This is a genomic window from Pseudoxanthomonas mexicana (assembly GCF_010093385.1).
Taxonomy (GTDB): domain Bacteria; phylum Pseudomonadota; class Gammaproteobacteria; order Xanthomonadales; family Xanthomonadaceae; genus Pseudoxanthomonas_A; species Pseudoxanthomonas_A mexicana.
In genome coordinates this window covers 1-26,147 of the sequence record NZ_PDWV01000050.1, presented here as the reverse complement: position 1 = coordinate 26,147, position 26,147 = coordinate 1, and the positions used below count along the sequence as shown (strand labels likewise).

The 26,147-nt window shown below is 64.2% G+C and carries 25 protein-coding genes, 1 tRNA gene and 2 pseudogenes; 14 read left to right on the top strand and 14 right to left on the bottom strand.

Annotated features, from left to right (window positions below; translation table 11 throughout):
* Positions 1–130: 130 nt before the first annotated feature.
* The gene (locus CSC76_RS15395; protein WP_056879479.1) at positions 131–547 is read right to left on the bottom strand and encodes a helix-turn-helix domain-containing protein; all 417 of its coding nucleotides are present in this window, start codon (positions 545–547) and stop codon (positions 131–133) included.
* A gap of 75 nt (positions 548–622) precedes the next feature.
* Here CSC76_RS15395 and CSC76_RS15390 point away from each other — a divergent pair, with 75 nt between their 5' ends.
* The 8 genes from CSC76_RS15390 to CSC76_RS19145 all read left to right on the top strand — a co-directional run bounded on the left by CSC76_RS15390 (position 623) and on the right by CSC76_RS19145 (position 8,963).
* Positions 623–862, top strand: coding sequence for a helix-turn-helix domain-containing protein (locus tag CSC76_RS15390; protein WP_162110865.1), 240 nt, complete (start codon positions 623–625; stop codon positions 860–862).
* A 224-nt stretch (positions 863–1,086) separates the two neighbouring features.
* Positions 1,087–2,625, top strand: a complete 1,539-nt coding sequence (gene istA / locus CSC76_RS15385; protein ID WP_162110864.1) for an IS21 family transposase — start codon at positions 1,087–1,089, stop codon at positions 2,623–2,625.
* A gap of 11 nt (positions 2,626–2,636) precedes the next feature.
* Positions 2,637–3,377: an IS21-like element helper ATPase IstB gene (istB, locus tag CSC76_RS15380; RefSeq protein ID WP_162110863.1), complete on the top strand. Its 741-nt coding sequence runs from the start codon at positions 2,637–2,639 to the stop codon at positions 3,375–3,377.
* A gap of 322 nt (positions 3,378–3,699) precedes the next feature.
* Positions 3,700–5,931, top strand: coding sequence for a TonB-dependent receptor (locus CSC76_RS15375; protein ID WP_162110862.1), 2,232 nt, complete (start codon positions 3,700–3,702; stop codon positions 5,929–5,931).
* Positions 5,932–6,545: 614 nt separating this feature from the next.
* Positions 6,546–6,737, top strand: a complete 192-nt coding sequence (locus CSC76_RS15370) for a YybH family protein (protein WP_338014961.1) — start codon at positions 6,546–6,548, stop codon at positions 6,735–6,737.
* Positions 6,680–8,044, top strand: coding sequence for a type II restriction endonuclease (locus tag CSC76_RS15365; protein WP_238395006.1), 1,365 nt, complete (start codon positions 6,680–6,682; stop codon positions 8,042–8,044). Before CSC76_RS15370 ends, CSC76_RS15365 begins: the two co-directional genes overlap by 58 nt.
* 151 nt (positions 8,045–8,195) lie before the next feature.
* The gene (locus CSC76_RS15360) at positions 8,196–8,450 is read left to right on the top strand and encodes a hypothetical protein (protein ID WP_162110861.1); all 255 of its coding nucleotides are present in this window, start codon (positions 8,196–8,198) and stop codon (positions 8,448–8,450) included.
* A gap of 84 nt (positions 8,451–8,534) precedes the next feature.
* Complete coding sequence (locus CSC76_RS19145) at positions 8,535–8,963, top strand: copper-binding protein (protein WP_231118149.1); 429 nt, start codon at positions 8,535–8,537, stop codon at positions 8,961–8,963.
* A gap of 21 nt (positions 8,964–8,984) precedes the next feature.
* On the opposite strand, the gene CSC76_RS15350 is transcribed toward CSC76_RS19145, so the two are convergent.
* The 6 genes and pseudogenes from CSC76_RS15350 to CSC76_RS15325 form a co-directional block, all read right to left on the bottom strand.
* The gene (locus CSC76_RS15350; protein ID WP_115857989.1) at positions 8,985–9,266 is read right to left on the bottom strand and encodes a hypothetical protein; all 282 of its coding nucleotides are present in this window, start codon (positions 9,264–9,266) and stop codon (positions 8,985–8,987) included.
* A 19-nt stretch (positions 9,267–9,285) separates the two neighbouring features.
* A pseudogene (locus CSC76_RS15345) lies at positions 9,286–12,464 on the bottom strand (efflux RND transporter permease subunit).
* 8 nt (positions 12,465–12,472) lie between these two features.
* The gene (locus CSC76_RS15340; protein ID WP_115857988.1) at positions 12,473–13,408 is read right to left on the bottom strand and encodes an efflux RND transporter periplasmic adaptor subunit; all 936 of its coding nucleotides are present in this window, start codon (positions 13,406–13,408) and stop codon (positions 12,473–12,475) included.
* Positions 13,405–14,658: a TolC family protein gene (locus CSC76_RS15335; RefSeq protein WP_238395010.1), complete on the bottom strand. Its 1,254-nt coding sequence runs from the start codon at positions 14,656–14,658 to the stop codon at positions 13,405–13,407. Before CSC76_RS15335 ends, CSC76_RS15340 begins: the two co-directional genes overlap by 4 nt.
* A 38-nt stretch (positions 14,659–14,696) precedes the next feature.
* A complete protein-coding gene (locus CSC76_RS15330) occupies positions 14,697–15,305 on the bottom strand; it encodes a cation efflux transmembrane domain-containing protein (RefSeq protein ID WP_115857986.1) in 609 nt (202 codons plus the stop codon).
* Entirely contained in the window at positions 15,302–17,278 is a 1,977-nt protein-coding gene (locus CSC76_RS15325; RefSeq protein WP_162110860.1) for a cytochrome c/FTR1 family iron permease, read from the bottom strand. The genes CSC76_RS15330 and CSC76_RS15325 overlap by 4 nt, the downstream gene beginning before the upstream one ends.
* 91 nt (positions 17,279–17,369) lie before the next feature.
* On the opposite strand from CSC76_RS15325, the gene CSC76_RS15320 reads away from it, so the two are divergent.
* The 3 genes and pseudogenes from CSC76_RS15320 to CSC76_RS15310 all read left to right on the top strand — a co-directional run bounded on the left by CSC76_RS15320 (position 17,370) and on the right by CSC76_RS15310 (position 21,733).
* Complete coding sequence (locus CSC76_RS15320; RefSeq protein WP_115857984.1) at positions 17,370–17,801, top strand: MerR family transcriptional regulator; 432 nt, start codon at positions 17,370–17,372, stop codon at positions 17,799–17,801.
* Positions 17,798–18,748: pseudogene (locus tag CSC76_RS15315) on the top strand (tyrosine-type recombinase/integrase); the annotation flags it as partial. The gene CSC76_RS15320 and the pseudogene CSC76_RS15315, both read left to right, overlap by 4 nt.
* Before the next feature lie 18 nt (positions 18,749–18,766).
* Positions 18,767–21,733, top strand: a complete 2,967-nt coding sequence (locus tag CSC76_RS15310; RefSeq protein WP_162110859.1) for a Tn3 family transposase — start codon at positions 18,767–18,769, stop codon at positions 21,731–21,733.
* 6 nt (positions 21,734–21,739) lie between these two features.
* Here the strand turns inward: CSC76_RS15310 and CSC76_RS19140 are convergent, their stop codons facing one another.
* The 3 genes from CSC76_RS19140 to CSC76_RS15300 are packed head-to-tail and all read right to left on the bottom strand — an operon-like array spanning position 21,740 to position 22,578.
* A complete protein-coding gene (locus tag CSC76_RS19140; RefSeq protein WP_343133220.1) occupies positions 21,740–22,000 on the bottom strand; it encodes a GDCCVxC domain-containing (seleno)protein in 261 nt (86 codons plus the stop codon).
* Positions 21,954–22,250 (bottom strand): heavy-metal-associated domain-containing protein, encoded by a 297-nt coding sequence (locus CSC76_RS15305; RefSeq protein WP_115857981.1) that lies wholly within the window; start codon positions 22,248–22,250, stop codon positions 21,954–21,956. Before CSC76_RS15305 ends, CSC76_RS19140 begins: the two co-directional genes overlap by 47 nt.
* Positions 22,251–22,260: 10 nt before the next feature.
* Positions 22,261–22,578 carry a mercuric transporter MerT family protein gene (locus tag CSC76_RS15300; RefSeq protein WP_231118146.1) on the bottom strand — a complete coding sequence of 106 codons (318 nt, stop codon included), beginning with the start codon at positions 22,576–22,578 and terminating at the stop codon, positions 22,261–22,263.
* Positions 22,579–22,658: 80 nt separating this feature from the next.
* Here CSC76_RS15300 and CSC76_RS15295 point away from each other — a divergent pair, with 80 nt between their 5' ends.
* Together CSC76_RS15295 and CSC76_RS15290 are read left to right on the top strand one after the other, a co-directional pair.
* Positions 22,659–23,066 carry a MerR family transcriptional regulator gene (locus CSC76_RS15295; RefSeq protein WP_115857979.1) on the top strand — a complete coding sequence of 136 codons (408 nt, stop codon included), beginning with the start codon at positions 22,659–22,661 and terminating at the stop codon, positions 23,064–23,066.
* Between the two features lie 101 nt (positions 23,067–23,167).
* Positions 23,168–23,611, top strand: coding sequence for a hypothetical protein (locus tag CSC76_RS15290; RefSeq protein WP_162110858.1), 444 nt, complete (start codon positions 23,168–23,170; stop codon positions 23,609–23,611).
* Positions 23,612–23,637: 26 nt separating this feature from the next.
* Here the strand turns inward: CSC76_RS15290 and CSC76_RS18895 are convergent, their stop codons facing one another.
* From CSC76_RS18895 to CSC76_RS15270, 4 genes are all read right to left on the bottom strand, one after another.
* Positions 23,638–24,174 carry a hypothetical protein gene (locus CSC76_RS18895; RefSeq protein ID WP_202923543.1) on the bottom strand — a complete coding sequence of 179 codons (537 nt, stop codon included), beginning with the start codon at positions 24,172–24,174 and terminating at the stop codon, positions 23,638–23,640.
* Positions 24,175–24,199: 25 nt separating this feature from the next.
* Positions 24,200–24,739: a 3'-5' exoribonuclease gene (locus tag CSC76_RS15280; RefSeq protein ID WP_162110857.1), complete on the bottom strand. Its 540-nt coding sequence runs from the start codon at positions 24,737–24,739 to the stop codon at positions 24,200–24,202.
* A gap of 4 nt (positions 24,740–24,743) precedes the next feature.
* The gene (locus CSC76_RS15275; RefSeq protein ID WP_162110856.1) at positions 24,744–24,986 is read right to left on the bottom strand and encodes a hypothetical protein; all 243 of its coding nucleotides are present in this window, start codon (positions 24,984–24,986) and stop codon (positions 24,744–24,746) included.
* 21 nt (positions 24,987–25,007) lie between these two features.
* Positions 25,008–25,100: transfer RNA gene (locus CSC76_RS15270), tRNA-Ile, on the bottom strand.
* A gap of 46 nt (positions 25,101–25,146) precedes the next feature.
* Here CSC76_RS15270 and relB point away from each other — a divergent pair.
* A complete protein-coding gene (gene relB, locus CSC76_RS19345) occupies positions 25,147–25,530 on the top strand; it encodes a type II toxin-antitoxin system RelB family antitoxin (RefSeq protein WP_338014960.1) in 384 nt (127 codons plus the stop codon).
* Positions 25,531–26,147: the final 617 nt, after the last annotated feature.

Sequence of the window (26,147 nt, the reverse complement as noted above, 5' to 3'; positions counted from 1 at the left end):
ACTACATCGAGATGTTCTACAACCCGATCCGCCGGCATGGTTCCGCTCGCGGACTGTCACCGGTAGAGTTTGAAAGGCGCTACGCGCAGAGCGGCGACTGAGTGTCTACAGAGCTCTGGCCGGTCCAGACCTATCGTCCACGAGCCACCGCCACGGCCACCACATCGGCCACGATCTCCGGGCTGATGCGCCCCTGTTCCACGCCCAGTTGATAGAGCGCCTTCATGACACGGGCGCGGTGCTCTGGGCGCATCTTGCGTCCCACCTTGCCCAACTCGCGGTCCAGGGCCGCCACGACCTTGTCCACCAACTGAAAATCGATGCCCGCCTGGCGCGCTTTCTGCGGGGCTTCGTCGGTCCCTGACATCAGCCAGACCGGATCGATGCCGTGCAGGTCATACAGCGCTTTGACCAACCCTGTAGGCACTTCGCGCTCGCCGCGTTCGTAGTGGATGTAGGACCGTTTTGACAACCCGACCTGTTCGGCTAGCGCGGCTTGGCTCAGGCCCAGTTCGGCGCGCACAGCGGCCAGACGGCGGGCGATCATGTCCTTGTCGAGGGGGCTGGTAGAGGATCCCATTTGTGCACTATATTGGCGCAATAATGCGCCAAGACTACAGTGATGACGGGCACAAGGGAACAGCACGAGTTCATCAAGATGCGCCTGCGATTGGTGGGCTCGTCGTTGGCTTGTATCGCCCGCGAACTGGGCATCCAGCCCACGACCGTCACCGCGACCTCGCAGGGCAAGCGCCGCTCGCGTCGGATCGAGCAGGCCATCGCACGGAAGCTGGGGTGTACCCCGCAATCCCTATGGCCGGGGCGCTACGTCGAGGCATCTGCGGAGGGGGACCCGCCATGAGCTAGGCCCGGTTTCCACCCGCCACCGTGGTGCGGAAATGCAAAAGCCCCCGAACGCGCTAACGTCCGAGGGCTTGGAATGCAGAGAAGCAAGCTCTTGCACTGCATTCTGCGTAACCGCCTCTCCATCGTCAAGCCTCCCGGCTCGCCATTTGGCTCGGCCGCACGGGAGGTGTTTGCCCCAATCCCTCCCACCGGAGGGCGGGCACGATCGCGAGTGCCTTCATGCAGAGATTGAAAGACATCTGTCGCTGGATCCTGCGAACAGATAAATCAGACCGTGCCATCGGCCGGTCGCTAGGCGTGTCCTACAGCACCGTCGGGCGCTACCGAAAGATTACCGCCGAACAGGGGCTGCACTGGGACGCTGTCGAGCCGCTGGATGACTTGGAACTGGATCGTCGGCTCAATCCGGGCCGACATGCGGCCAAAAAGCCCTTCGCCGAACCGGACTGGTCGCACGTGCATGCCGAGTACGAGCGCCCCGGCGTCACCCTGACCCTGCTCCACGAGGAGTACGCGCTGGAGGTCGGTGAGGCCGGCATGTCGGAGACGGAGTTCCGCCGACGCTATCAGCGCTACGCCCGCACACGCGGGCTGGTCATGCGCCAGATCCACTATCCCGGGCAGGAGTTGTTTCTGGACTTCTCGGGCATGCGCCCTTGGATCACCGATCCCAAGAGCGGGGCCAGGCGGCAGGTGGAGCTTTTCGTGGCCGTCCTGGGCGCCAGCCGCAAGACCTTTGCTTATGCGGTAGAGAGCCAGAAGATCCCGGACTGGATCGAGTGCAACATCCGGGCCATGGCCTTCTTCGGTGGCGTCACCCGCTACCAGGTCCCTGACAATCTCAAGGCCGCCGTCATCCGGCGCACGCGCGAGGACGGGGCATTGATCAATGCCACCTATGCGGAGTTCGCGGCGCACTACGACACAGACGTGATGCCAGCCGGCCCGCGTAAGCCCAAGCACAAGGCGGCGGTGGAAATCGGGGTCAAGCTTGCCCAGCGCTGGATTCTGGCCAGGCTGCGCAATCGCGTTTTCCATAGTCTCGAAGAACTGAACCAAGCCATGGCGCCGCTGCTGGATCGGATTAACGAGAAACCGATGCGGGGCGTGGGCAACAAGAGCCGCAACACCCTCTTCGCAGAACTGGATGCGCCGGCGCTGAAACCGTTGCCCGATGCGCCCTACGAGTTTGCTGAATGGAAGGTTGGCATCACCGTCGGTCAGGACTACCACGTGGTCTGGAATGACCACTACTACTCGGTCCATCACGGCATCGTAGGCAAGAAGGTCAACCTGCGGGCGTCGGCCGACCATGTGTCGGTCTTCCTGCATGGGAAACGTGTGGCAATCCACCCACGCGATGACACGCCTGGGGGGCTCAGTACGCTGCCTGAGCACATGCCCCCGGCCCACCGTGCGCACGGCCTGGACAGCTACGACACCGTGACGACCTGGACGCAGCAGCAAGGTGGTGCCATCGCCGCATTCTTCGATCAGCACCTCAAGCATCACGCCAATGCTGCCCAGTCCCTGCAGGCTGGCCGTGGACTTCGCACGCTGGCCAGGGACTACGGCACGGACCGACTGCAGGCGGCTTGCGCCCGCGCCTTGGCCATGCATGCCCGCAGCATCAGTTCGGTGAAATCCATGCTTCAGCGTGGTATCGAGGCCGCCCCAATTCAGGGTGGCGACGCTGCAAATGACGACCCTATCGCCCACGACAACGTGCGCGGCGCCGACTACTACCAGAACCCTTAAGGAGAAACAGGATGACCCTTCAATCCACCCAGGAACGCATGCGCGAACTCCGCCTCCATGGCATGCTCGAAGCGCTTGCGCATCAGCAGTCGCAGGCCTCCTACAGCAGCCTCGGCTTCGAGCAACGCTTGGCCCATCTTGTTGATGCCGAGCAGAGCCACCGCGACACACAGCGGCTGCAGCGGCTACTCAAGAGCGCCAAGCTCAAACACAGTGCCACCCCGGAAGCGATCGACTATCGGCACTCCCGCGGACTGGATCGTGGGTTGGTCGCGGATCTTCTCACCTGTGGCTGGATCGAACGGCAGCAGAACGCGCTCATCACCGGGCCTACCGGCACCGGCAAGACCTGGCTGGCGTGCGCCTTGGGCACGCAGGCGGCTCGCCATGGGCACAGCGTGCTGTACAGGCGCACCGGCCGCTTGCTGGAAGAGATGGACGTGGCGCACAAGGATGGCTCGCTGGCCAAGCTGCGGGGGCAACTGGTCAAAACCAAGCTCCTGATCCTGGATGACTTCGGCCTCACGGGGCTCAATGCCCGGGGTCGCAGCGACTTGCTTGAGATCCTGGATGATCGTGTGGGTACTGGCTCCACGATCATGCTGGGCCAGATGCCGGTCAAGGACTGGCACGCCTTCATTAACGATCCGGCGCTGGCCGACGCCATCCTTGACCGCTTGATCCACAGCAGTCACAAGCTGGAACTGAAGGGCGACTCGATGCGCAAGCGCAAGTCAGCTTCTGCCAAGTAACCTCAAGATGCCCAACAGGCTGGCGGCGGTGTCCAGTTCATTTGGCGCCGCTGCCCAGAATGTTTGGCGGGAGCGTCCAGATTGTTTGGCGCTCACTGCCCAACTGGTTGGCGTTTAGCACCTTGGCGTTGGTCATGGCGTTGCCGGTTGCGGCACAGGAGATGGATCACTCCAAGATGTCCATGCCGATGCCTAGTTTCAGGAAATCGCGGGGCTAAATGTCCAGCTTGAACTTAATCAGCCCAGACCATTGCTAATGATAGCTATTCGCATTAGCATATAAGGGTCGCGGCTTGAAGCCGTACACCACCATCTGGGAACCATGAACATCAAGAAAATCCCGGCCGCCGCGCCGTTGGCAGCCGCTCTTACCCTCATCCTGTCGCCAACTACCCCTGCCTACGCGCAGTCCATCAATCGCGATGCTGTTGCACAGACAGCCACCGAACTCGACACGGTCGAGGTGATAGGCAAGACCGATTATCGGTATGTGCAAAAGCGCAGCACGACTGCGACTAAGACCAACACCAACCTGCTTGATGTCCCGCAGGCCGTGACGGTGATCACCCAAGACCTGATCCAGGACCTAGGGATCCAGGGCATGGCCGATGCCGTCCGCTATGTGCCGGGCATCGGCATCACCCAGGGAGAAGGCAACCGTGACGGCTTGGTCTTCCGTGGGAACAGCTCCACGGCCGACCTGTTCATCGATGGCATGCGCGATGACGTGCAGTACTACCGCGATACCTACAACATCGATCGCATCGAGGCCTTCAAGGGTCCTAACGCGATGATCTTCGGTCGCGGCAGTCCGGGCGGCCTGCTCAATCGGGTCACGAAGGTTGCCGATTGGGAAACCGCACGCGAATTCGGCCTCCAGTTCGGCTCGTGGGACAAGAAGCGCCTGACCGCCGACGTCAATCAACCGATTAACGATGTCGCCGCTTTCCGTGTGACAGGTGTCTACGAGGACTCCGAGGGATTCCGCGATGGTTTCGAACTGAAGCGCGAAGGCATCAATCCTACCCTGTCGCTGCGCCCGGGCGAGAACACCCTGGTCACGCTCGGCTACGAGTATTTCCATGACGAGCGCACGGCCGATCGCGGCATCCCGAGCCGCCCTGCGTCGCAGACTTTCAATGGCACCCGCTACCCGGTCGAGACCGACCGTGAGACCTTCTTCGGCGATCCTGCAGGCAGCCCCACCTGGGTCGATGTGAACGCATTCAATGTCCTGGTCCAGCATCAGTTCGGCAATGGTGCGCTGCTGCGCAGTCGGACCCGCTACGCGGACTATGACAAGCTGTACCAGAACGTATTCCCGGGCAACGTCAATGCTACGGGTACGACGGTGGCGCTGTCGGCCTACAACAACGACACTCAGCGCAATAACCTCTTCAACCAGACCGACCTGACCTTCGACTTCGCCACCGGCGCGGTCAAGCACAAGTTCCTCGTCGGCGCCGAATTGGGTCGCCAGGAAACCGACAACGAACGTCGTAGCGGCACCTTCACCCCGGGGCAATCCGCTTGCCTCGCCGGTAGCACGTCCTCCAGCTGCATTGTTCCGCTGGCCGATCCGAACGTTTCCCTGTCTGTCGTCTATGCCAACAACAGTGCAAATGGCAGCGGCGACGCCAGGAACACCGGCGTCACCAAGGTTGCAGCGCTTTATGCGCAGGACCAGATTGAATTTTCACCGAACTGGGAAGCAGTCGTCGGCGTACGCTACGACCGCTTCGACGTGGATTTCACCGATCTGCGCAACGGCGTGGCAACAGATCGACGTGATCTGTCCTCGTCCGACAACCTGATCTCGCCGCGCGTCGGCCTGATCTATAAGCCGGCCGAGAACCTTTCGTTCTATACCAGCTACGGCATCACCTACCTTCCGCGCTCGGGCGAGCAGTTGGCATCGCTGGCGTTCAGCACCCAGTCGCTGGATCCGGAAGAGTTCAAGAACTACGAGATCGGTGCTAAGTGGGATATCACGCCGCGTCTGGGCGCAACCGCCGCGCTGTTTCGTCTCGACCGGAGCAATGTGGCGGTGGTCGATCCAGCCGATCCCACCAACATCCGAATGGTCCTGTTCTCCGGCGACAGCCAACGTACCGAGGGCGTCGAACTCTCGTTGAGCGGCGAGGTCACCGAGGCATGGCAGATCATCGCCAGCTACACCTATCAGGAAGCCGAGATCACCCGTGACATCCGCACTTCCGCCACCAGCGTGACACCAAAGGGCACGGAACTGGCGCAGACGCCCAAGCAGATGGTCGGCCTGTGGAACCGCTTCGACCTCTCGCCCAACTGGGGCGTCGGTCTTGGCGCCATCTACCGCGGCGAGTCCTATGCCACGACCAGCAACGCGGTGACGCTGAAGAGCTACGCCCGCTATGACGGCGCGGTGTACTACACCGTCAATGACAACATCGACCTGCAGCTCAACGTCGAGAATTTGTTCAACAAAAAGTACTTTCCCTCGGCGCATAGCGACAACAACATCACGCCTGGTGCTCCGCGTGGCTACTATGTGAATGCACGTTTCAAGTTTTAATGATCGCCAATAAATTGGAGCCCGCTATGCGGGCTCTTTTTGTATCTGCCAGTCGATAATGCCGCCGTGGCCCACAAGCGATGCAGCCGCCAATGGTTGGGGCGGCGTCATGGCGCCCTCGTTGACATAGTCGAATAGCATCTATTGCAAGCCTTGAGTTTTGTTTAAGGTTCGACGATGCACCCTGCGGGCCTCGATTAACCTTTCGACGTCAAGTCACCGTAAACCCATGACTTTCGTGTGGTTGCGGAGGCGAGACGGCTCACCCGGCGTGCTCGGTTGCCGGCCCAGCCTCGTTCGGCTACTGTCGGGCACCCGCTCCTTCCTTTAGATACCCGTATGCGCCTAGGCCTTCTGCTCGCAGCCCTCCTGCTCGTTTCGTCGCCTCCGTCGACCCTGGCTGCTGGAACTGACGACGCCGCCGTCAAGTTCGTCTTGGATAGCTACAAGAAGGCGCTGGAGCGACGCGACTTGACCGGCATCGAGCGCCTTTTCGCCGAGGAAAACGAGGTCATCGGTCAGGCAAGATCGAAGGCACCTATGCCGACTACCGCGACCATCACATTGGGCCGGAACTGGGGCATTTCGAGTCGTTCCAGTTCTCCGATTACGTGGTGAAAGTGCGGCTGGAAGGCCCGATCGCACTGGCCACCGAAACCTACCGCTACACCATCCGTCTCAAGGACAAGCCCGAACCGATCGAGCGCCAGGGCGTGGCGACCAGCGTGCTGCGCAAGAGCGACGGTGAATGGCGCATCGTGTCGATGCACAGTTCCTCGCGCACGCCCAAGCCGCCGAAGAAGTAGGGCACCATCCGATGGCAGACATCGCGGGAACGCCGACGGCAGTCGAAGCCGTCCTGGCACCAGTGTTCGAACGCTGGCACCAGGACGCGGGCTCGACCTACCGCAACTGGTTCCATTGGGAAGAACGCCTCAAGAACTTCCGTTCTATCCGGCGCGGCCTGCAGGCGGTGGTGCAGGAGATCGAGACCGGCGCATTCGGCAACACCTACCGTGGCTCATCGCTGGAAACGGTCGTGTCGGCCATTGCCGAGCAGCGCCAGATCTTCAAGGGCGCCGACCATGCCTTCCTGTGGAAGCCCAAGCTGCGCATTCCGGACATCTACGAACACCCGCAGAACCAGCGGGCGTTCGGGCGCTTCCTCGACGAGTGCGACTGCTGCAATGACGAAGCCGGCGTGCTGCGCGCGATTCACGCACTCGACGCGCAGCGGATCAAGGGCCTTGGGCCGGCCGCGGCGAACCTGCTGTATTTCGTCCATCCCACGCTGGTGCCGCCGTTCAACACCGCGATCGTGCGCGGCTACAACACGCTCACCGGTGCCAAGGTCAAGCTGGGGCGCTGGGACGAATATCTGGCCATGCGCCGCGGAATCCTGGAACTCAACCGTGTCCATCGCCGCTGGCTGTCGAACGACCTCGGCGCAGTGGCTGGCTTTCTGTTCGACATCGGCGCCGGTCGCATTGTGCTGCCGCCGACCGGAAATGACCCGGCAGCGCAGGCCGCCTGGGAGGCCGATCTCGCCCGCGTGCGCGCGGACGCGGCGGACCAGAAGCGGCGCGCGGCCGAGGCCGCCGAAGACCAGTCGCATACGCAGATCCAAGGCTGGCTGCGCGATCTCGGTCGCGCCCTGGGCTTCAATGTGTGGATCGCAAGTAACGATCGGGCCCGGCCGTACGCGCAGGGCAGGTTGGGCGACGGCTGTCTCACTGCTCTGCCTGAGGCCCTGGAACGCACCGCCGGCGCCGACGCGATCCGCCTGATAGATGTGATCTGGCTCGAAGCCGATGGCAAGCTTGCCGCAGCCTTCGAGGTCGAACACAGCACCAGCATCTACTCCGGCATCGTACGCATGCTCGACTTGGCGCTGGGCTTGGGCGACGGCATGGCGGCGCGTTACTTCCTCGTCGCGCCTGACCGACGCGAGGCCGACGTGCGTGCGCAATTCGCCCGCCCGGCCTTTAGCCGGGTCACCGAACTGGACCTACGTTACTTGCCGTACAGCGAGTTGGAAGCGCATCGCGATGCCATGGCCCGTTTCGGCCGGGGGCTGCGACCGATCGAAGTGATTGCGCGAACGCTGCGTTGACTCAACACGCCATTGCAGGGGTTCAGCCGAGACATGTGTAAAAATGCCCCATAAAATCTGATTTCATCTGTGAAATCTTACTCTCGGCGTTGGTTTGCTGAGTGCCTGTGCCTCGTTGTATCCGGCCAATCGCCTCGGCACGGTTGCATCCGTGTCGGATGGTGACCTGCAGGTCTGCCTGGATCCACGCGCTTCGTCCCTGGCGGCCGGGCAGGAAGTCCAACTGGTGCGCCGTCAGCAAGTAGGCAACCCGAAGTTCGCGCCTACATTCCGCGACTATCGTGTCGGTACGGCACGGATTGGCACGGACGTGTCTGGGCGCTGCATGGCTGCCTCGCTCGTCCAGGGCAAGGTGCGCCGGTACGACCAGGTGTTCCCTGCACCGGTCGATACCACGCCCAGATGAGATCGCGTTGTCGTTTCGTGGCGGCCGAAAACGCCGCCACTGCGTGTTGTTCAAATCCCGCTCAACCAACCAAAGGAGCTCCACATGAAACTTCAAGCCATTGTGTTTTCCACCGTCCTGCTGGCCGCCTGTTCGCAACAACCGGGCAGCACCGAGGAACAACCCATGCCCGAGGCAACTCAGCAGCCGATGCCGAATGACGCACCGTCCGCCGGCGCAACAACGGCCGCCGACATGCAGATGTCCGAAGCCGAGCACAAGCAAATGGCCGGGGACGCGCAGGCGGCCACGATGGCGATGGCCACCGGCACCGTCGAGTCGGTGGATGCCGGCACGGGCAAGATCACCATCGCCCACGGCCCGGTCGAGGCCTTGAAATGGCCGGCGATGACCATGGCGTTCAAGGCATCGCCGGAACAGGTGGCGTCGGTGAAGCCCGGTCAGAAGGTGGAATTCGAGTTCGAGTCCAAGGGCATGGACAGCACCATCACCCGCATCGCGCCGATGAAATAGGCCGCCATCTCACCTACGGCTCTACTTCTTTTCGATCAGTCCGCGCGAAATATCGATCGTGTGCGGAATCGGCCCGGGGTCCTGGAACTGCAAGTCCACCTCGTCGATACCGAACCGCTCGCGCAGGACGGTGGCGATCGTGTCGCGGACGTTGGTCTGGTCGACATCGGGGGCCGCCACCGTGAGGGTGGCGGCCAGGCCCGTGCCAGCCACAGACCGATACAGGCGCAGCGAGTCCACCGCCTTCACGCCGGAGTGGACGAACATCGCCATGCGCACGGTTTCGATATCGACTTCGTGCATCTGCTTTCCCTCGCGGGCTTCAGACCTGCGCCGACTCAGTGCGATCCCGGTGCACCCAGCGATACAGCACCGGCAGCACCAGCAGGGTTAACGCGGTCGAGGACAGGATGCCACCGATGACCACCGTCGCCAGTGGACGTTGCACTTCCGAACCGGCGCCGACGTTGAAGGCCATCGGCAGGAAACCGAGCGAAGCCACCAGCGCGGGCATCAGCACCGGCCGCAACCGGCCCAGCGCGCCATCGCGGACCGCATTCTCCAGCGGATCGCCTTGCTCGCGCAGGCGACGGATGAAGGCGATCATCACCAGGCCATTAAGCACCGCCACGCCAGACAAGGCGATGAAGCCGACGCCGGCGGAAATCGACAGCGGAATGCCGCGCAGCGCCAAGGCGATCACGCCGCCGGTCAGCGCCAGCGGCACGCCGCTGAACACGATCGCCGCGTCCTTGGCTGAGCCAAAGGCCATGAACAGCAGCGCGAAGATGATGGCCAACGTCACCGGCACTACCACCGCCAGCCGCTGGCTGGCCGAGATCAACTGCTCGAAGGTGCCGCCGTAGTCGACCCAGTAGCCCTCGGGCAGCTTCACATCGCGCCCGATGCGCGTGCGCAGTTCTCCGACGAAGCCGCCCAGGTCGCGCTCGCGCACGTTGGCGGTGATCACCACGCGACGCTTGCCGTTCTCGCGGTTGACTTGGTTCGGACCGCGCTGCACCTCGATCCGGGCGACCTCGCGTAAGGGCACCGTGCGCGGCGCGCCGCTGCGCCAGGTCGCGACGCGGCTGGATTCGTCGGCGTCGGCATCAATGGTGGCCGGTAACGGGATCGGCAGATCGGCCAGCACTGCCGGGTCCTGCCGCAGTGATTCGGGCAGACGCACCACCAGGTCGAAGCGGCGATCGCCCTCGAACAGCTGTCCGGCAACGGTGCCGCCGACAGCCGTGGCGACGGTGTTTTGCACGTCTCCCGGGTTCAGACCGTAGCGCGCCAGCGCAGCCGGATCGGGCGTGACGGTGAGCAGCGGCAGGCCGGTGACCTGTTCGGCCTTTACGTCCTCGGCACCGGGCACCTGACGCATGACCCGTTCGATGCGCGTGGCCACCCGCGTCAGGCGTCCAGATCATCGCCGTACACCTTCACCGCCACGTCCGCACGCACGCCAGAGATCAGCTCGTTGGTGCGCATCTGGATGGGCTGGGTGAACTCGTAGTTGCTGCCGGGAATCTCGCGGGCCGCGGCTTCCAGCTCCTCGATCAGCTCCGTCTTGGGCTTGCGCGGATCAGGCCATTGCTCGCGCGGCTTGAGCATCAGGAAGGTATCGGCCATCGACGGTGGCATCGGGTCGGTGGCCACCTCGGCCGTGCCGATCTTGGAGAACACGTTGGCCACCTCGGGGAACTGCCGCATCCGCAGCTCCAGCGTCTTCTGCATGGCCACCGACTGCTCCAGGCCTGTGCCCGGAATGCGCAGCGGCTGCAGGGTGATGTCGCCTTCATCCAGGCTCGGCACGAACTCCGAGCCCAGGCGCGTCGCCAGCAAGCCGCTGCCGAGCACCAGTACCGCAGCGCCAACCAGAACCGCCACGCGCTGGCGCAATGCCCACTCCAGCAGTGGCGTATAGCGGGCGCGCGACCAGCGCATCAATCGGTTGTCGTGCTCAGCCACGCGTCCGCGCAGGAAGGTCGCGATCGCCGCCGGCACGAAGGTCAGCGACAGTATCATCGCGCCCGTCAGCGCCAGCACGACGGTGATGGCCATCGGGTGGAACATTTTGCCCTCCACGCCCGACAGCGCGAAGATCGGCAGGTACACCGCGGCGATGATGCCCAGGCCGAACAAGCTGGGCCGGATCACTTCGGTCGTGGCCGAGGCCGTCACGTCGAAGCGTTCCTCGTCGTTGAGTTCGCGGCCGAGCGCATGCTGCGCCTCGCCGAAGCGGCGCAGGCAGTTCTCGATGATGATCACCGCACCGTCGACGATCAGGCCGAAGTCGAGCGCGCCCAGGCTCATCAGATTGCCTGAGACGCCGCCACGGACCATGCCGATGATGGTGAACAGCATGGCCAGCGGAATCACCGCCGCCGTGATCAACGATGCGCGGACGTTCCCCAGCAGCAGGAACAGCACCAGCATCACCAGCAATGCGCCTTCGATCAGGTTCTTGGCGACCGTGCCGATGGTGCGGTCGACCAGCGTGGTGCGATCGTAGACCGGCTTGGCGTGCACCCCCGCCGGCAGGCTGGCGTTGGCGGCCTCCAGTTTCGCAGCCGCGGCGCGGGACACCTCGCGGCTGTTGGCGCCGAACAGCATGAAAGCGGTACCGACCACCACCTCGTGACCGTTCTGGGTGGCCGCGCCGGTGCGCAGATCCTTGCCTTCGGCCACGGTCGCGACATCGCGCCCCCGGATGGGCACGCCGTCGCGCCGATCCAGCACGATGTTGCCAATCGCCTTGAGGTCCGCGAGTTGGCCGGGCACGCGCACGAGGAACTGCTGGCCGTTGCGTTCGATGTAGCCGGCGCCGATGTTCTGGTTATTGCGGTCCACGGCCTGAACCACATCATCCAGCGTGAAGCCCAAGGCCACGAGCTGCGCGGGATCCGGAGTGATGTGGATCTGCCGCTCGAAGCCGCCGATGGTATTGACCTCAGTCACGCCTGGCGTGTTGCGCAACTGCGGCCGGATCACCCAATCCTGCAGGGTGCGCAGGTCGGTGGCCGTGTACGGCGTGCCGTCGGGTTTGCGGGCATCGGGCTCGGCCTCCACGGTGTACATGAAGATCTCGCCCAGGCCGGTCGCGATGGGACCGAGTTCCGGGTCCAGGTCCCCGGGCAACTGCGAGGCAATCTGCTGCAGGCGTTCGGCGACCTGTTGGCGGGCGAAATACAGATCGGTGCCATCCTGGAACACGACGGTGACCTGCGAGAGGCCATAGCGCGACAGCGAGCGGGTGTAGTCCAGCTTCGGCAACCCGGCCATCGCCGTTTCGATCGTGTAGGTCACGCGCTGTTCGGCCTCCAGCGGTGAGTAGCCCGGTGCCTGCGTGTTGATCTGGACTTGGACGTTGGTGATATCGGGCGTGGCGTCGATCGGCAGGTGCCGGTAGCTCCACACGCCCAGCGCGATCAGCGCGGCGGTAAGCACCAGCATCAGCCAGCGGTGGCGAATGGCGAAACGAATGAGGCGTTCCAGCATGGCCGCGCTCACTCCTCTTCTTCGACGGTGGACTTTTCGATGTCCGCCTTGACCAGGAAGCTTTGCGCCACGACCACGTGCTCACCGGCCTTGAGGCCCTCCAGTACTTCCACGCGCTCGGCATCGCGCCGACCCAGCGTCACCGGCCGGGTGCGATACGTGTCGCCTTGCTGCACGTAAACGACATCCCGGTCTTCGGCGGTCTGCAAGGCGGTGATCGGCACCACCAGCGTCACTGGCTGACGATCCACGGTGACACGAGCTTTCACCGCCGAGCCTGGGCGCCACAAACCATCGACATTGACCACGGTGGCCCGGGCGACCGTGCTCTGGCTTGCGGTCGCCGTCCCCGGCAGCACGCGCTCCAGCGTGGTATTCGCGGACACGCCATCACTCAGGCGCGTCACGGTCACCGGTACTCCGGCACTGATGTGCTGGGCGTCGGCACCGAAGATGTGCAGGTCCACCCACAGCGTGGACAGATCGGCGATCTCGAACAGCGGCGCGCCTTCAACCGCGGACATGCCCACCGCGGCTGTGCGGGCCATGACCACGCCATTGATCGGCGCGGTGATCGAATACGTCGTCAGGCTCAGGTTGCTCTCGACGCTCGCCAGCACCTGGCCGGCGCGCACGCGGTCGCCAACGCCGGCGCGCACCGAACGCACCGGTCCCGGGAACCGTGCGGTCACCTGCGCAACGCGTCCTTCGACGGGAGTCAGCAAGCCTTGTACTTCGTGCTCGTCGGCGATGATGCCGGGACCGGCGGCGGCGATGCGAATGCCGGCGGCGTGCGCGGTCTTGGCCGGAATCGTGGTGTGCTGCGGCGCTTCTTCGTGCTCGCCCACTTCCTGGGCTTCGGCGGTCTCGGGCTCGGGCGCCGAGGCGCTGCAGGCGGCCAACAACACGACCAGGCCCAAGGCGGGCCAACGCGGATGGATCATGGGGCGATATCTCCAGACGAAGCGGCTGTCGGCGCGGTCACGAGCGCCTGACCGGTCAGGCGCTGGATTTCGATCAGGGCGCGCTGCGCATCGAGCGCGACATCGAGTTGTTGCTGACGGACCGCGGTCCGCTCGGATTGCAGTTGCGCCCATTCCAGGTAGCTGATGGCGCCTGCGCGGTAGGCGCGCTCGGCGGCCTGTTCGGCGCGAGCGAGCTTGGGCAGCACGTCCTGCTGCAAGCGCGCTACTTCGACCTGCGCTGCGGTGTAACGACCGTGCGCCTCGACCAGCGTCGAGTACAGCGACAGGCCCTTGGCCTCCCGCTCGATCGACAACGCTTCCCGTTCGGCGTCGGCGGCGCGGATTTCCGGTTGCGCGCGGGCGCGGCTACCAAGCGGCATCGACACCCCCGCCACGAGGGCGGTGTCGTCGCTTTCCTGCAGCCGTCGGATACCGACTTGCCATTCCAGGTCCGGCGTCGCCGCCGTGCGCGCCAGCTGCAGGCGCGCTTCGGCAATGCGGCGCTCGCCGGCGAACTGGGCGAGTTCGGGGGTGCGTTCCAGCTCGGCTGCCAGCGTTTGCAACGGTGAGATGGTCGGCAAGGCCAGCGGGTCGCCGGCGACCGAGTCGAAGGTGGGGGCGCGTTCGCCCCAGAGTGCGGCCGGGTGCTGGCGGGCGGCCGTTCTCTGTTGCTCGGCCCGGTCGCGTGCGAGTTCGGCTCGGGCCAGTGCCGCCTGTGCCGTGAGAAGCACCGATTCCGGCGAGGCGCCGGACGGAAGTCGCCGCCGCGCCGCTGCCACGGTGCGCTGACGTTGCGCCATGTCGGCCTCCGCCAGCGTCCGGCTACGCTCCGCGGCCACGACCGCCAAGTAACGCCGCGCGGTCTCGGCCAGCAGATCCAGCCGGCGGGATTCCCGCTGCACGGCCATCGCATCAATGCGGCTTTGCGCCAGGGTGCGCCGGGCGTCCAGTTTGCCGCCGCGCTCCAGGACCGAGGCCAGCGTCAGGGTCAACTCCGCGCTGTCCAAACCACGGGCATGACCTGTGCCGAACGCGTTCTCGACCTCGGCGCCGGCGATCCAGGGCGGGCGTTGCTCGGCCCGCTCGCGCTCGGCGGCCAACACCACCGTGCGAGCCTCCACCCAACGAATCTCCGGGTGCATCTGCGCCACGCGAGCAATGGCGTCATCCAAGGTCAAACGTTGTGCGGCCTGGGCCTGTATACCCAGGGCACTGCAGATTGCGATCAGCGTTGCCGCGAAGCGGCGACGTAACGTCCGCCAGCGCCTCACGCCTTGGCCTCACGTTGGGCGCGGCGCGCATCACCCAGGATCTCGACGGCTTCCTTGATCACATACAAGCCGATCAGTGCGCCGATAACGAAATCCGGATACGGGGAATCCAGCCACAGCACCAGCACACCGGCCAGGATCACGCCGAGGTTGGCCACCACGTCGGCGCGGGTGAAGAGCCAGGTCGCCCGCAGATGCACCTCGCCGGATTTCAGTGGCGCCAACATGCGCAGCACACTCACGTTGACCGCCAGCGACAACAGTGCGGTGCCGATCATCCAGCTACTGAGCGGCTCGGCGCCGTACATGACCCGTCGACCGACCTCGACCAGCACGCCGATGCCCAACACCAGCAAGATGCTGCCGCTGAGCCAGGCCGCATTGGCCTTGAAGCGGGCCGTTCGCCCGATCGCGATCAAGCCGATCGTGTAGGCGGTGGCATCGGACAGCATGTCCAGCGCATCGGCGAGCAAGCCGGTGGATTGCGCGATCCAGCCGGCGATGCCGCCAATGACCGCCATCGCGGCGTTGAGTCCCAGAGCGATCCATAGCACCCGACGTTCGCGGGAATTCTTGGCTTCGTGGTGGCAGCCGCAGTCACTCATTGATCTATCCCTCTTGCTTGGGTCTTGGGGCTATGTGCCGGTACCGGTGCGGACCGGGTGTTGACGATGAATCCGACCACCGCGGCGATGGCCACGACCACCTGTGCCAGCAACGATTGCCAGGACGGATACATGCCCAGCCATTCGATGCGCGGCGCCTGCACCAAGGCCTGGGATACCCAACCGGCCTCTTGCAGGGCGGCGATGCCCTTGCCGACGAGGATGACCGCCAGTACCGCGATCAGGATCGAACTGATCGAGAAGAACCGGCCGATCGGCAGGCGCTTGCTCACGCGCAACATCCAGAACGCCACGGCGGCCAGGACCACGCTGCCCGCCACCAGACCCGCGAGGATGGCGGCGGAGGCCTGTTCGCTCCACATCGCGATGTAGAACAGGATCGTCTCGAACACCTCGCGGTACACCGCCACGAACGCGAGCACGAACAGGAAGACCGCCGAGCGCCGCGATAACGCCGCCGACAGCTTCGCGTGCAGGTAGTGCTGCCAGCGGCCAGCCAGGCTCTTCTGGTGCATCCAGATGCCCACGCTCAGGAGCACGGCGGCGGCGAACAACGCCGACACGCCTTCGGTCACTTCGCGGTTGGCGCCGCTGATGTCCACCAGGTAGGTCGCCGCCGCCCATGTCACCGCGCCGGCCAGCAAGGCGCCGGCCCAACCGGCATGCACATAGGGCAGCACTTCGCGGCGCTCGGCTTTGCGCAGGAACGCGATCATGCCGATCACGATCAGCAGTGCTTCCAGCCCCTCGCGCACAAGAATGGTGAAGCTGCCGAGAAAGGCAGTGGTCGTGTCCGTGTGCGAATCCTGCAGTACCGCCTCGGCGCGATCGAACAGTGCATTGATCTTTGTCGCCTGCGCGGCGATGTCCGCTGGGGCCGTTCGGCGCCCTAATTGGGTGCGATAGCGGGCCATGGCGGTTTCGATGTCGCGCAGCAGTGCCGTGTTGCGCGCGGCCAATGTCGGCTCGATCGGCTCCACGCCATCGAGGTAGGCCGACAACGCCAACGTCGTGGCTTGTGCGATATCGCCGGCGGCGTAGGCATGCTGGCTGTCGGCCAGTCGCTGCCGGGCCAATGCCAGCGGACCGGCGCCGGCCACCGGTTCGTTGACGGCCTGCGGCCGGGAACGCAGGTAGGCAACGATGGCGTTGGCCTGTGTCGCGGGCAGACTCGTCGCAAGGTCGGCTTCGCGGGTGCGGGTCAGCGCTTCCAGCGTGGGGATGCGGCCATGCGCGTCGGCATTCTTGCGCCATAGCGCCTCACCGTCGGCACGGGCCTGCGGCGAGTACGCCAGGCTGCCCACATAGAACGCCAGCGCCCAGCGGTCAGCGTCGGGCAATCCAGCGAAGCTGGCCATGCCGGTGCCCGGCACGCCCTGCGAGATCACCTCGTACAGCGCCAGCGGCGTGCGCTGGGCGGCGCGGTCGGCATCGGTGAAAGCGATCGGCGGCGGATCCAGCCCGGCGGCGGCCGGACCGTCGCCGCGTCCACTTGGGCCGTGACAGGCCGCGCATTGCTGGGCGTAGAGCGCCGTGGCTCGTGTCGGTTCCGGCGGAGAGGTCGGCACCGCCCCGATGGGGTAGTCGGCCAGCAGGTCGTCGGCCAGCCCGCGGGCGAGCGCCGCGACTTGCGCAGGTTCGGCCTTGGTGGCCACCGCCACCGCCAGCCGGTCGGCCTGCGCCAGCAGCGCCGGCTGTTTCGGGGTCGCAGGCAAGCTCGCCAGTTGCGTGCGGACCGCACCGGCGAACTCCTGCATCTCGGCGTATTCGCTGGGGGCAACGACACGGCCGCCCTGGACGGCGCCGGCATAGTCCACCGCGATGTAGTCGAGCATCTGCCAGGTCTGGCGTGGGTTGGCTGCCGGCGATTCGGCGCGGACCGGCAGCAGCGCGGCCCACCCGAGCAGAAGGGCGAAGAGAATGGATCGAATCAGGGTAATCGGCAGGGGCATGGGCACGAACGCAGCAGGCCGCGGCCGGGGTGGCAGCGGGCACAGGCTCAGCGTAAAGTCCGTAGCCACTACAGAGTCAAGCAGAATGCGAATGAAAATCAGTGAAGCTGCCGTCGCCAGCGGCTGCCACCTGGAAACCATCCGCTACTACGAACGGGTCGGACTGATGCCACCACCGACGCGAACGGGGAGCGGCTACCGCGCCTACACGCCGGGCGACGTCGAACGGCTGCGCTTCATCACCCGTGGGCGCGAGCTGGGTTTCAGTCTGGAGGAGATCCGCAGCCTGTTGCGCTTGAACGACGATCCGAAGCTGTCGTGCGGCAACGTCGATGTGCTGGCCCGGGCGCACCTGGCCGACATCCATCAGCGGATCGAGGCGCTGACCCGAATGGCCAGCGAGTTGGAGGGCGTGATCGCCCAGTGCGCGGGCGGCGAGCGCGGCACCTGCACCATCCTGGGGGCGCTGCGGCACCCGGGCAACGATTCGACTTCGTGCACCGATCCGGTGTGCCGCCCATGACATTGGAACGGTACCTGGAGGCCGCCGAGCGCGAGAACACGCAGCGCAGCTACGCCTCGGCGCTGCGGCACTTCGAGGTCGAATGGGGCGGCCACCTGCCGGCCACGCCGGACAGCGTGGCCCGCTACCTGGCTGATCATGCCGCACAGTTGGCCAACAACACGTTGCGACAGCGGCTGGCCGCTCTCGCGCACTGGCACCGCGAGCACGGGTTCGTCGATCCAACCCGGGCGCCACTGGTGCGCAAAGTGCTCAAGGGCATCCAGACCGTGCACCCTTCGGTCGAGACCCAGGCTGAGCCACTGCAACTGACCCGGCTAGCCCAGGTGGACGACTGGCTTGCGGGCGCGATCACGGCGGCGCGAGACCGCGGCGATTATGCGGACGAACTGCGCCATCGCCGGGACCGATCGCTGATCCTGCTGGGCTTCTGGCGCGGCTTCCGTGGCGATGAGTTGATCCGCGTACAAGTCGAACACCTGCGCCTGGTCCCGGGCGAAGGCATGACCTGCTTCCTGCCGCGCAGCAAGGGTGACCGCCAGGCATTGGGTACCACCTACAAGGTGCCGGCGCTGTCGCGGTTGTGCCCAGTGATGGCAACCGCCGAATGGACGGCTGCGGCCGAGCTCACGCAGGGGCCGGTGTTCCGCGGCATCGACCGCTGGGGGCGCGTCAGCGAAACGCCGCTGCATCCCAACAGCCTGATTCCACTGCTGCGCCGCTTGCTCACCGCGGCGGGGCTCCCGGATGCGGCGGATTACAGCAGCCACTCCCTGCGCCGCGGCTTCGCCGGCTGGGCCAATGCCAACGGCTGGGACGTGAAGGCGTTGATGGAATACGTCGGCTGGCGCGACGTGCACTCGGCCATGCGCTACCTCGACGGCAGCGACCCGTTTGCGCGCCAGCGCATCGAGGCGAGCTTGCCGCCGCCGGCGTTACCCGCACCCTGACCGAATGAGGCTTCAATGGCGTCGATCGAACGGACCGCGTATCCCCAGTTCAAGCGCAATCCCGTCGTCCGCGAACTGGTCGCCGCCTACACCCCCACCGAAGCCGAACTGACTTTCGTCGCCGAACAGGCACGGCAGCCCGCGCACCGCCTGACCCTGGCCGTCCTGCTGAAGGCGTTCCAGCGACTGGGCTATTTTCCGGCCCTGGAGGAAGTGCCCGCGGCGGTGGTGCGTCACATCCGCGGCGAACTGAAGTACAGGGTGCAGGTGAAACCGGCGCCGGTCGCACCCAACAAGCGGTATCGCTACTACCAGCGCATCCGTGCCTACCTGCAGGTGCGCGCCTATGCCGACGGCGGCCTCGGCGTGGCTGCCCGCGCCATGAACGACGCGGCCGCCGTCATGGACAATCCGGCAGACCTCATCAATGTCGCGATCGAACAACTGGTGCGCGACCGCATCGAGTTGCCGGCGTTCTCCGCGTTGGATCGCATGGCCCGGCGCATCCGCACGCTCGTCAATGGCCGTTACTTTGCGCTGATTGCGGGACGGTTGACGGCCGACGAGAAGCAGCGTCTGGATGACTTGTTGGTGGTCAGCGATCCTCGCCAGAAGAGCCCGCTGCAGGCGATCAAGCGGCTGCCGAAGCGTGCCTCCCTGCAACACTTCCAGGAACTGCTCGATCACATTGCGGCGTTGGACAACCTGGTCGGTAGCGAGCAGCACCTGGTGGAGGTGCCCGAACTCAAGCGCAAGCACTTCGCAGCCGAAGCCCGCGCCCTGGATGCCGCCGAACTGCGGGATTTCCGGCCGGCCAAGCGTCACGCGGTGTTGCTGTGCCTGATCCACCGCGCCCGGGTGCAGACCCGCGACGACCTCGCGGAGATGTTCATCAAGCGCTTGGGCAACATCCACAACCGCGGCCGGGAGGAACTGGAGCGGTTGCGGGCGCGGTATCGCGAGAAGACCGAGGCGTTGGTGGCCACCATGTCGGATGTGGTCCGCGTGCTCGACCACCATCCCAGCGACACCGAGGCCGGCCGCGAAATCCGCCAGCTGGTCGCCCGGCGCGGCGGCGCACAAGCACTGCAGGCCGACTGCGAGGCGATCGCCGCCCATGCCGGCGACAACCATCTGCCGCTGTTGTGGCCGTTCTACAAGAGCCACCGGGCCACGATCCTGCGGATGGTGCGGCACCTGGATCTGGAATCCACGACCGAAGACCGCTCGCTGATCAACGCCATCGAACTGATCCTGCGCCAGGAACGTGCCCGCGGCGATTGGCTGGACGAGCCGGTCGATCTGGCGTTCACTTCCCAGCCGTGGCGCAAGACCATCGTGCACCGGACCGAAGCCGGCGCGGAGCGTGTGCATCGTCGCCTGTTCGAGGTTTGCGTGTTCTCGTCGCTGGCGAACGAACTCAAATCCGGGGACGTGGCGGTACGCGGCTCGGAGACCTATGCCGATTACCGGCACCAGTTGCTGCCGTGGGACGAATGCGAACCGCTGGTGGCGGACTACTGCCGGCAGTTGAATCTGCCTTCCACGCCCGTGGAGTTCGTCAACGCGCTGCAATCGCGCCTGCTGCAGGTCGCCGAGCTGACCGACCAAGGCTATCTGGACAACGGCCAGGTGATCATCGGCGAGGACGGGCTGCCGGTGCTGAAGCGGAGCAAGGCCAAGGAGATGAGCAGCCACGCCCGTGCCCTGGAAACGGCCATCCTCGACCGCCTGCGCGAGCGCAGCGTCATCGAGATCCTGTGCGATGTCGCCCACTGGACCGGCTGGACGCGGCACTTCGGCCCCTTGTCCGGCTCCGACACCAAGATCGAGCAGCCCCTTGAGCGCTACGTGCTCACCACGTTCACCTACGGCTGCAACCTCGGGCCGGCGCAGGCGGCGCGACACCTACGCGGTGCGGTCTCCGCGCACATGCTGTCGTTCGTCAACCGCCGGCATGTGGACGCGAACAAGCTGGCCGCGGCCTGCCGCGACATCATCAACAGCTATGCCGGCCTGCAGCTCCCCAAATTCTGGGGCGATGGCAAGAGCGCCGCCGCCGACGGCACCAAGTACGACCTCTACGATCAGAACCTGCTGGCCTCGTATCACATTCGCTACGGCGGTTACGGTGGCATCGCCTACCATCACGTCTCCGACACCTACGTGGCGCTCTTCAGTCACTTCATCCCGTGCGGTGTGTGGGAAGCGGTGTACATCATCGACGGACTGCTGAAGAACACCTCCGACATCCAGCCTGACACCGTGCATGCCGACACCCAGGGCCAGTCGCTGCCGGTGTTCGGGTTGTCACACCTGCTGGGTATCCAGTTGATGCCGCGTATTCGCAACTGGCGGGACTACAAGTTCTATCGGCCCGACGCAGACATTCGCTACGAGCACATCGACCCGCTGTTCCGCGACACGGTCGATTGGGACCTGATCGAGACCCACTGGAAGGATTTGATGCAGGTGGTGTTGTCGATCAAGTCCGGCAAGATCGCCGCCTCGACGCTGCTGCGCAAGCTGGGCAACTACAGCCGCAAGAACCGCCTGTACCAGGCATTCCGCGAACTGGGCGCGGCCGTACGCACGTTGTTCCTGCTGCAGTACATCTCCAACCGCGAGCTGCGCGAACAGATCACGGCCTCCACCAACAAGGTCGAGGCCTACAACGGGTTTGCCAAGCATTTCTTCTTCGGCGGGGAAGGCATCATCGCCGACAACGATCCGCTCGAACAGGAGAAGGCGGTCAAGTACAACGACCTGGTGTCCAACGCCGTCATCTTCCACAACGTGGTCGAGCAGACCCGCATCATCAAATCGCTCATGCGTGCGGGCTGGAAGATCACCCCGGAAGACGTGGCTACGCTCAGTCCTTATGTGACCAGCCACGTCAAACGCTTCGGCGACTATCTCATCGACGTGGAAGCGATCCCGGAACCCTACGAAATCGAACTACCTCTGGCCTTGGCCGCGTAGGGTGAATCAACCCACGTTGCTGCAGCAGGGGCTGCTTTGCTGGATGGGCGGACACGGCACCGTGCCGTAGGAGCAAAACACGCAGCAATCACCCGCCTTGGGGCGCAGCAAGGTATGGCACCCCGGGCACTCGTAGAAGAATTGGCACGCGGTTGTCGGCATGGTCTCGGTTGCCTGATGCCCGCACGCGGGGCACGTCAGCGTGCTTTGCAGTTGCACCTCAGCCACCGTTCGCGCTCGCCTTGGCGGTGGCAGGAAACCCGGCATCGGTGATGGCCTTGGCGATGGCCGCCGTATTGGTGCGCTCGGCATCGAAGGTCACGATCACGGTGGCCGCCTGAGTGTCGACACGGCGCGCCGTCACACCCGGCACTTTGTCCAAGGCCTTATCGATGGTGATGCTGCACGCCGGGCAGGTCATGTTTTCCACGTGCAGGGCGACGACTTGCTTGGGGGGCGCTGCGGAGACCAACCCCATCCATGCTGTGAGGATCAAACCAAGGAGGATCTTGCGCATCGGGAACTCCTTACAGGAACCAGCCTATGTAGTAGGGGAAGAGCAGCAACAGCGCGATCAAGCCGGTGGCGATCCAGAGCCAGCGCCGGCGGCGTCGCAGCTGCGCCGGATCGACGCAGGCACCGTCAGTCCTGCACCGCGCCGCCGGGCGATACAGCGTCCAGAACGCCCAACCCAGACAAGCCAGTGTGGCCGCGCTGAACCAGGGGCGCCAGGCATCCAAGGCGGTGAGGTTGGCGATCCATGCGCCACTGATGCCCATCAGGACCAGCACCAAAGGGACCACGCAACACACAGACGCGCCGGCCGCTGCGGCGGCGGCTCCCATAAGGGCAGGCAGGGAGGATCGAGATCGGGGCTGGGCCATGTCGGCATGGTAATCTCCGTACCAAGGTACGGAGTCAAGCCATGACCACCAATGCGATGACAATTAGCCGGCTGGCCTCAGCGGCCGGTGTGCATGTCGAAACGGTCCGCTACTACCAGCGGCGAGGGCTACTGCAGGAGCCCGAACGGCCGCAGGGCAGCGTGCGGCGTTACGGTGCCGACGATGTCGGCCGGCTCCAATTTATCCGCCGGGCACAGGCAGTGGGGTTCCGACTCGACGAGATCGCAGGCCTGCTCGAAGTCAAAGGCCAGCGCACCTGCGAGCAGACGCGATTGCTGACCGAGCGGAAATTGACTGAAGTCCGGCAACGCATGGAAGAGTTGCGGCTCTTGGAGGCGGAACTGGAACAGTTGGTGGACGAGTGCAATCACGTAGCGACTGGAGAGGCGTGTCCTGCGCTCGATCGGCTGGCGCAAAATATCCGCTAACTTATTGTGCCAAAAGAATTATTTGAGTTCTGTGGGGCATTTTTACACGTATCTCGGCAGAACCCCCTGCCGACCCTCAACTCACCCAGCAACGCGATGCCGTGACGGCGCGCGAGGTCGAGGCCCAAGGCGCCAAGCGGGCGCTCGAAGCCCGCCTACAGGTCCTGCAGGACGCTGCCCAATCCGAACGCGCCAGTCTGACCGCGCACGTGCAGGCGCTGGAGAATCGCGCTCATGCCGAAGTCGACCGGGCGCGCCAGGAGATCAAAGAGCTGCAGGGTCGCCTCACGGCGGTTACCAAGAACCAAGCGGCCAGCGAGGCGGTGCTGCGCCAAGCGCTCGATGAGGCCAAGACCGCCACCGCCGAAGCGAGCCGGAGCGCCAGCAGCGAGCGGGCGCGCGCCGACGCCTTGGAGAAGCAACTGAGCAAGCTGCAGAATCTGCCCGCGGCATTGGAAGCGGCAATGCGCCGACGTGAGCCCCCATCCAAGCCACGCAAGTCCGTTGGCAAGCGGGCCAACCGTGGGGCGGAAAAGCAACCCTAGCCTGGGAAATGACACGACAAGCGACCTCAGCCTTCTCTGACGGCTTTTGCTCGCGCCTCAAAATCCAATGAGGTTGCCGCGCGCAACGAGACAAAGACGCGTTCTGGCAACGTACTGAATGCCTGTGTGTACGGTGCGTAAAGAAGAATGCACCATCCCTCCGCCGTAGACTCGGCTGCATAAGGGTGCAGGATCTCGCCGCTGACATCGACCCGGTCGCTGCGGAGAAGTCTCGCTCGCGGATACGTTCGCGCATCCTCGCGAAGCCATGCTTCCATCATTGTTTTCATTACGTCATGGGGATAGCCTGGGTGCGTGCCGCCATTCCTTCTGGTTATTGCGTCCAGGATGTGCTCCTCGGCGCTCCGGAACGCACCCGCGATGTCATGCTCATCGAACACCACTTCCGGCACCGGATAGGGTGGACCATGAAACCAGTCCTCATCTACATCCGATCGCAACTCAATGGCCACGATCGAGCGCTGACCCACGTCGGTGCAGCGCCAGCGCTGGCCGGTGCAGATTTCAAACTCAGTTCCGATGGCAAAGTCGGCGTGCTTCATCTCAACTCCTGAAAAGGATGAGGGGTCATTGGAGATGGACTGTCCGCGCCCATGCCGGCACTTCGATTCGACCCGTAACTACCAGCCACGCCATACGCAGCGCTTCTGCATCGACCAGAGCATGATGCCGTCGGGCTGCAGCCTCTGAATGGCCCGCGAAGTAGTCTTCAACCAGCATTCCCATGGCACCTTCCTTCAGCATTCTTGTCATCACAGGTTGAGGGATCGGACCGCAGGCCGCGGCCAGTTCGTCTGACATATCGAAACCGGCAATCACGTACTTCAGTAGCGCTAAGTCGTTAGGGTAATCAGCCAGCACAATCGGGGCTGGGATAGCCCCTAAGAAAGCACGCAACCCCGTAGTCATCGCTTGATCACACATCCGCCACTTCCCGCGATCGAGCAGGGGATAGACCACTGATCGCACGAAGTCGGTGGCCTCCTCGGGCAAGGGATCGCGCTCAGCATAGAACCGGTGAATTCCATCTTCACTGATGAGCGCCAAGCTCACTAGCTCGGAGCCAATCGGGTCCGCCCATTCGGTATCGAGGAATAGATAGGTCACGGCTTCAGCTTGGCGTGTATTTCTTCGGCCAAATCACCGTTGCGCCCTTAACCATCTCCGGTTGGATGAAATGCGTATAGGTGGGCGGCTTTCGCCCCTCGATTACGTCAAGGCGATCAAGCTCCTTGGTCCGGGCGATCATCTCCTGGACAAGAAGCCACTGGCCTTCTTCAGTCAGGCACCAGCCACCACGCACTTCGTCGTAGACGATGGGCGAGAGGTAGTCGTCGGGATCCAAGATGGGCATGAGCAACCTCAGTGAGAGGTGTGGTGCCCCTGGCCGGACTCGAACCGGCATAAGCCGCTTATCTGGCGCTGACGGGTTATAAAACCGCTGCTCTAACCATTGAGCTACAGGGGCTGATCAGTCGACTGATCAGCCAAGTATTCGGAGCGAGCGGCAAAGGATGTTCACGGCAGCGAATCTAGCAAGTCTGGACGACAAATCAATAGCTCTGCGGAACATCGCTCCCAAATTCTGGGGCATTACGAGTAACAGCATACGATGTTGGTTAGACCACATGCCCCCAAATTTGGGGGCGCTTGAACCGTCTGACACGCAGATGCATGATCGAACCGTGAAGTCCCTGAGAGCTGAGGCGGAGGCTACATCTATGACTTCGGACGCACCTGGGACAGCTCAGGGCCTGCCAGACGACGAGTACGACGCTTGGTTCAGAGCCAAGGTGCAGCGTGCGCTGCAAGACCCGCGGCCTTCAATACCGCATGAGGAAGCCATGGCTCGGGTCGAGGCAACAATTCAGGCTATTGCCGATCGCCGGAATCGTTGACGAGGCGGTCACCGGATCGATGAATCAGATGCAGAACTGCAGGAATTTGTCGTCCCACAGAGCAGCGGTGCTGGAAATTAAAGTCCAGATTTCAGCGCTGCTGGAACTTATGGGCAGGGATTGCTGGAAACTAGGGCCTCGGCTGCTGGAACTTGTTGGTCGTCAGCAGGAGAAAGGCAGTCCGATCTGTTTAAATCCGGGGCGTTTTGTCTGTCAGTTCTCTGAAAACGGGGCGTGTTGTTGGCGCCTCGATGAATCTGGGGCGTTTGTTGGCTCCAGCTGTCGCGTTTGTTGGGCGTAGCCGGGGCAGATCTTCAGCGGCAATCACAGATAAACCGATCCCGTCACCATGCCAGCCACCGCCGGACAAGCTGCCCCATCCACGATTTCGCATAATGCCTATTATGTCAAATCGGATTCCGGGGGATTGGGGCTGGTGGGCTAGCCTGCTGCGCTGGTGGCTGGCATGGAAGCTGCGTGGGTCCAAGGCTGGACCGGCCAGAGCTCTGTAGACACTCAGTCGCCGCTCTGCGCGTAGCGCCTTTCAAACTCTACCGGTGACAGTCCGCGAGCGGAACCATGCCGGCGGATCGGGTTGTAGAACATCTCGATGTAGT

Excerpts from the sequence above, each read along its gene's own strand:
- CSC76_RS15395 (WP_056879479.1), bottom strand. The coding sequence starts at position 547 with ATGATCGCCCGCCGTCTGGCCGCTGTGCGCGCCGAACTGGGCCTGAGC.
- CSC76_RS15390 (WP_162110865.1), top strand. The coding sequence starts at position 623 with ATGACGGGCACAAGGGAACAGCACGAGTTCATCAAGATGCGCCTGCGA.
- istA (WP_162110864.1), top strand. The coding sequence starts at position 1,087 with ATGCAGAGATTGAAAGACATCTGTCGCTGGATCCTGCGAACAGATAAA.
- istB (WP_162110863.1), top strand. The coding sequence starts at position 2,637 with ATGACCCTTCAATCCACCCAGGAACGCATGCGCGAACTCCGCCTCCAT.
- CSC76_RS15375 (WP_162110862.1), top strand. The coding sequence starts at position 3,700 with ATGAACATCAAGAAAATCCCGGCCGCCGCGCCGTTGGCAGCCGCTCTT.
- CSC76_RS15365 (WP_238395006.1), top strand. The coding sequence starts at position 6,680 with ATGGCGCATCGTGTCGATGCACAGTTCCTCGCGCACGCCCAAGCCGCC.
- CSC76_RS19145 (WP_231118149.1), top strand. The coding sequence starts at position 8,535 with ATGAAACTTCAAGCCATTGTGTTTTCCACCGTCCTGCTGGCCGCCTGT.
- CSC76_RS15350 (WP_115857989.1), bottom strand. The coding sequence starts at position 9,266 with ATGCACGAAGTCGATATCGAAACCGTGCGCATGGCGATGTTCGTCCAC.
- CSC76_RS15340 (WP_115857988.1), bottom strand. The coding sequence starts at position 13,408 with ATGATCCATCCGCGTTGGCCCGCCTTGGGCCTGGTCGTGTTGTTGGCC.
- CSC76_RS15330 (WP_115857986.1), bottom strand. The coding sequence starts at position 15,305 with ATGAGTGACTGCGGCTGCCACCACGAAGCCAAGAATTCCCGCGAACGT.
- CSC76_RS15325 (WP_162110860.1), bottom strand. The coding sequence starts at position 17,278 with ATGCCCCTGCCGATTACCCTGATTCGATCCATTCTCTTCGCCCTTCTG.
- CSC76_RS15320 (WP_115857984.1), top strand. The coding sequence starts at position 17,370 with ATGAAAATCAGTGAAGCTGCCGTCGCCAGCGGCTGCCACCTGGAAACC.
- CSC76_RS15310 (WP_162110859.1), top strand. The coding sequence starts at position 18,767 with ATGGCGTCGATCGAACGGACCGCGTATCCCCAGTTCAAGCGCAATCCC.
- CSC76_RS19140 (WP_343133220.1), bottom strand. The coding sequence starts at position 22,000 with ATGCCGGGTTTCCTGCCACCGCCAAGGCGAGCGCGAACGGTGGCTGAG.
- CSC76_RS15305 (WP_115857981.1), bottom strand. The coding sequence starts at position 22,250 with ATGCGCAAGATCCTCCTTGGTTTGATCCTCACAGCATGGATGGGGTTG.
- CSC76_RS15300 (WP_231118146.1), bottom strand. The coding sequence starts at position 22,578 with ATGGGAGCCGCCGCCGCAGCGGCCGGCGCGTCTGTGTGTTGCGTGGTC.
- CSC76_RS15295 (WP_115857979.1), top strand. The coding sequence starts at position 22,659 with ATGACCACCAATGCGATGACAATTAGCCGGCTGGCCTCAGCGGCCGGT.
- CSC76_RS18895 (WP_202923543.1), bottom strand. The coding sequence starts at position 24,174 with ATGAAGCACGCCGACTTTGCCATCGGAACTGAGTTTGAAATCTGCACC.
- CSC76_RS15275 (WP_162110856.1), bottom strand. The coding sequence starts at position 24,986 with ATGCCCATCTTGGATCCCGACGACTACCTCTCGCCCATCGTCTACGAC.
- relB (WP_338014960.1), top strand. The coding sequence starts at position 25,147 with ATGTTCACGGCAGCGAATCTAGCAAGTCTGGACGACAAATCAATAGCT.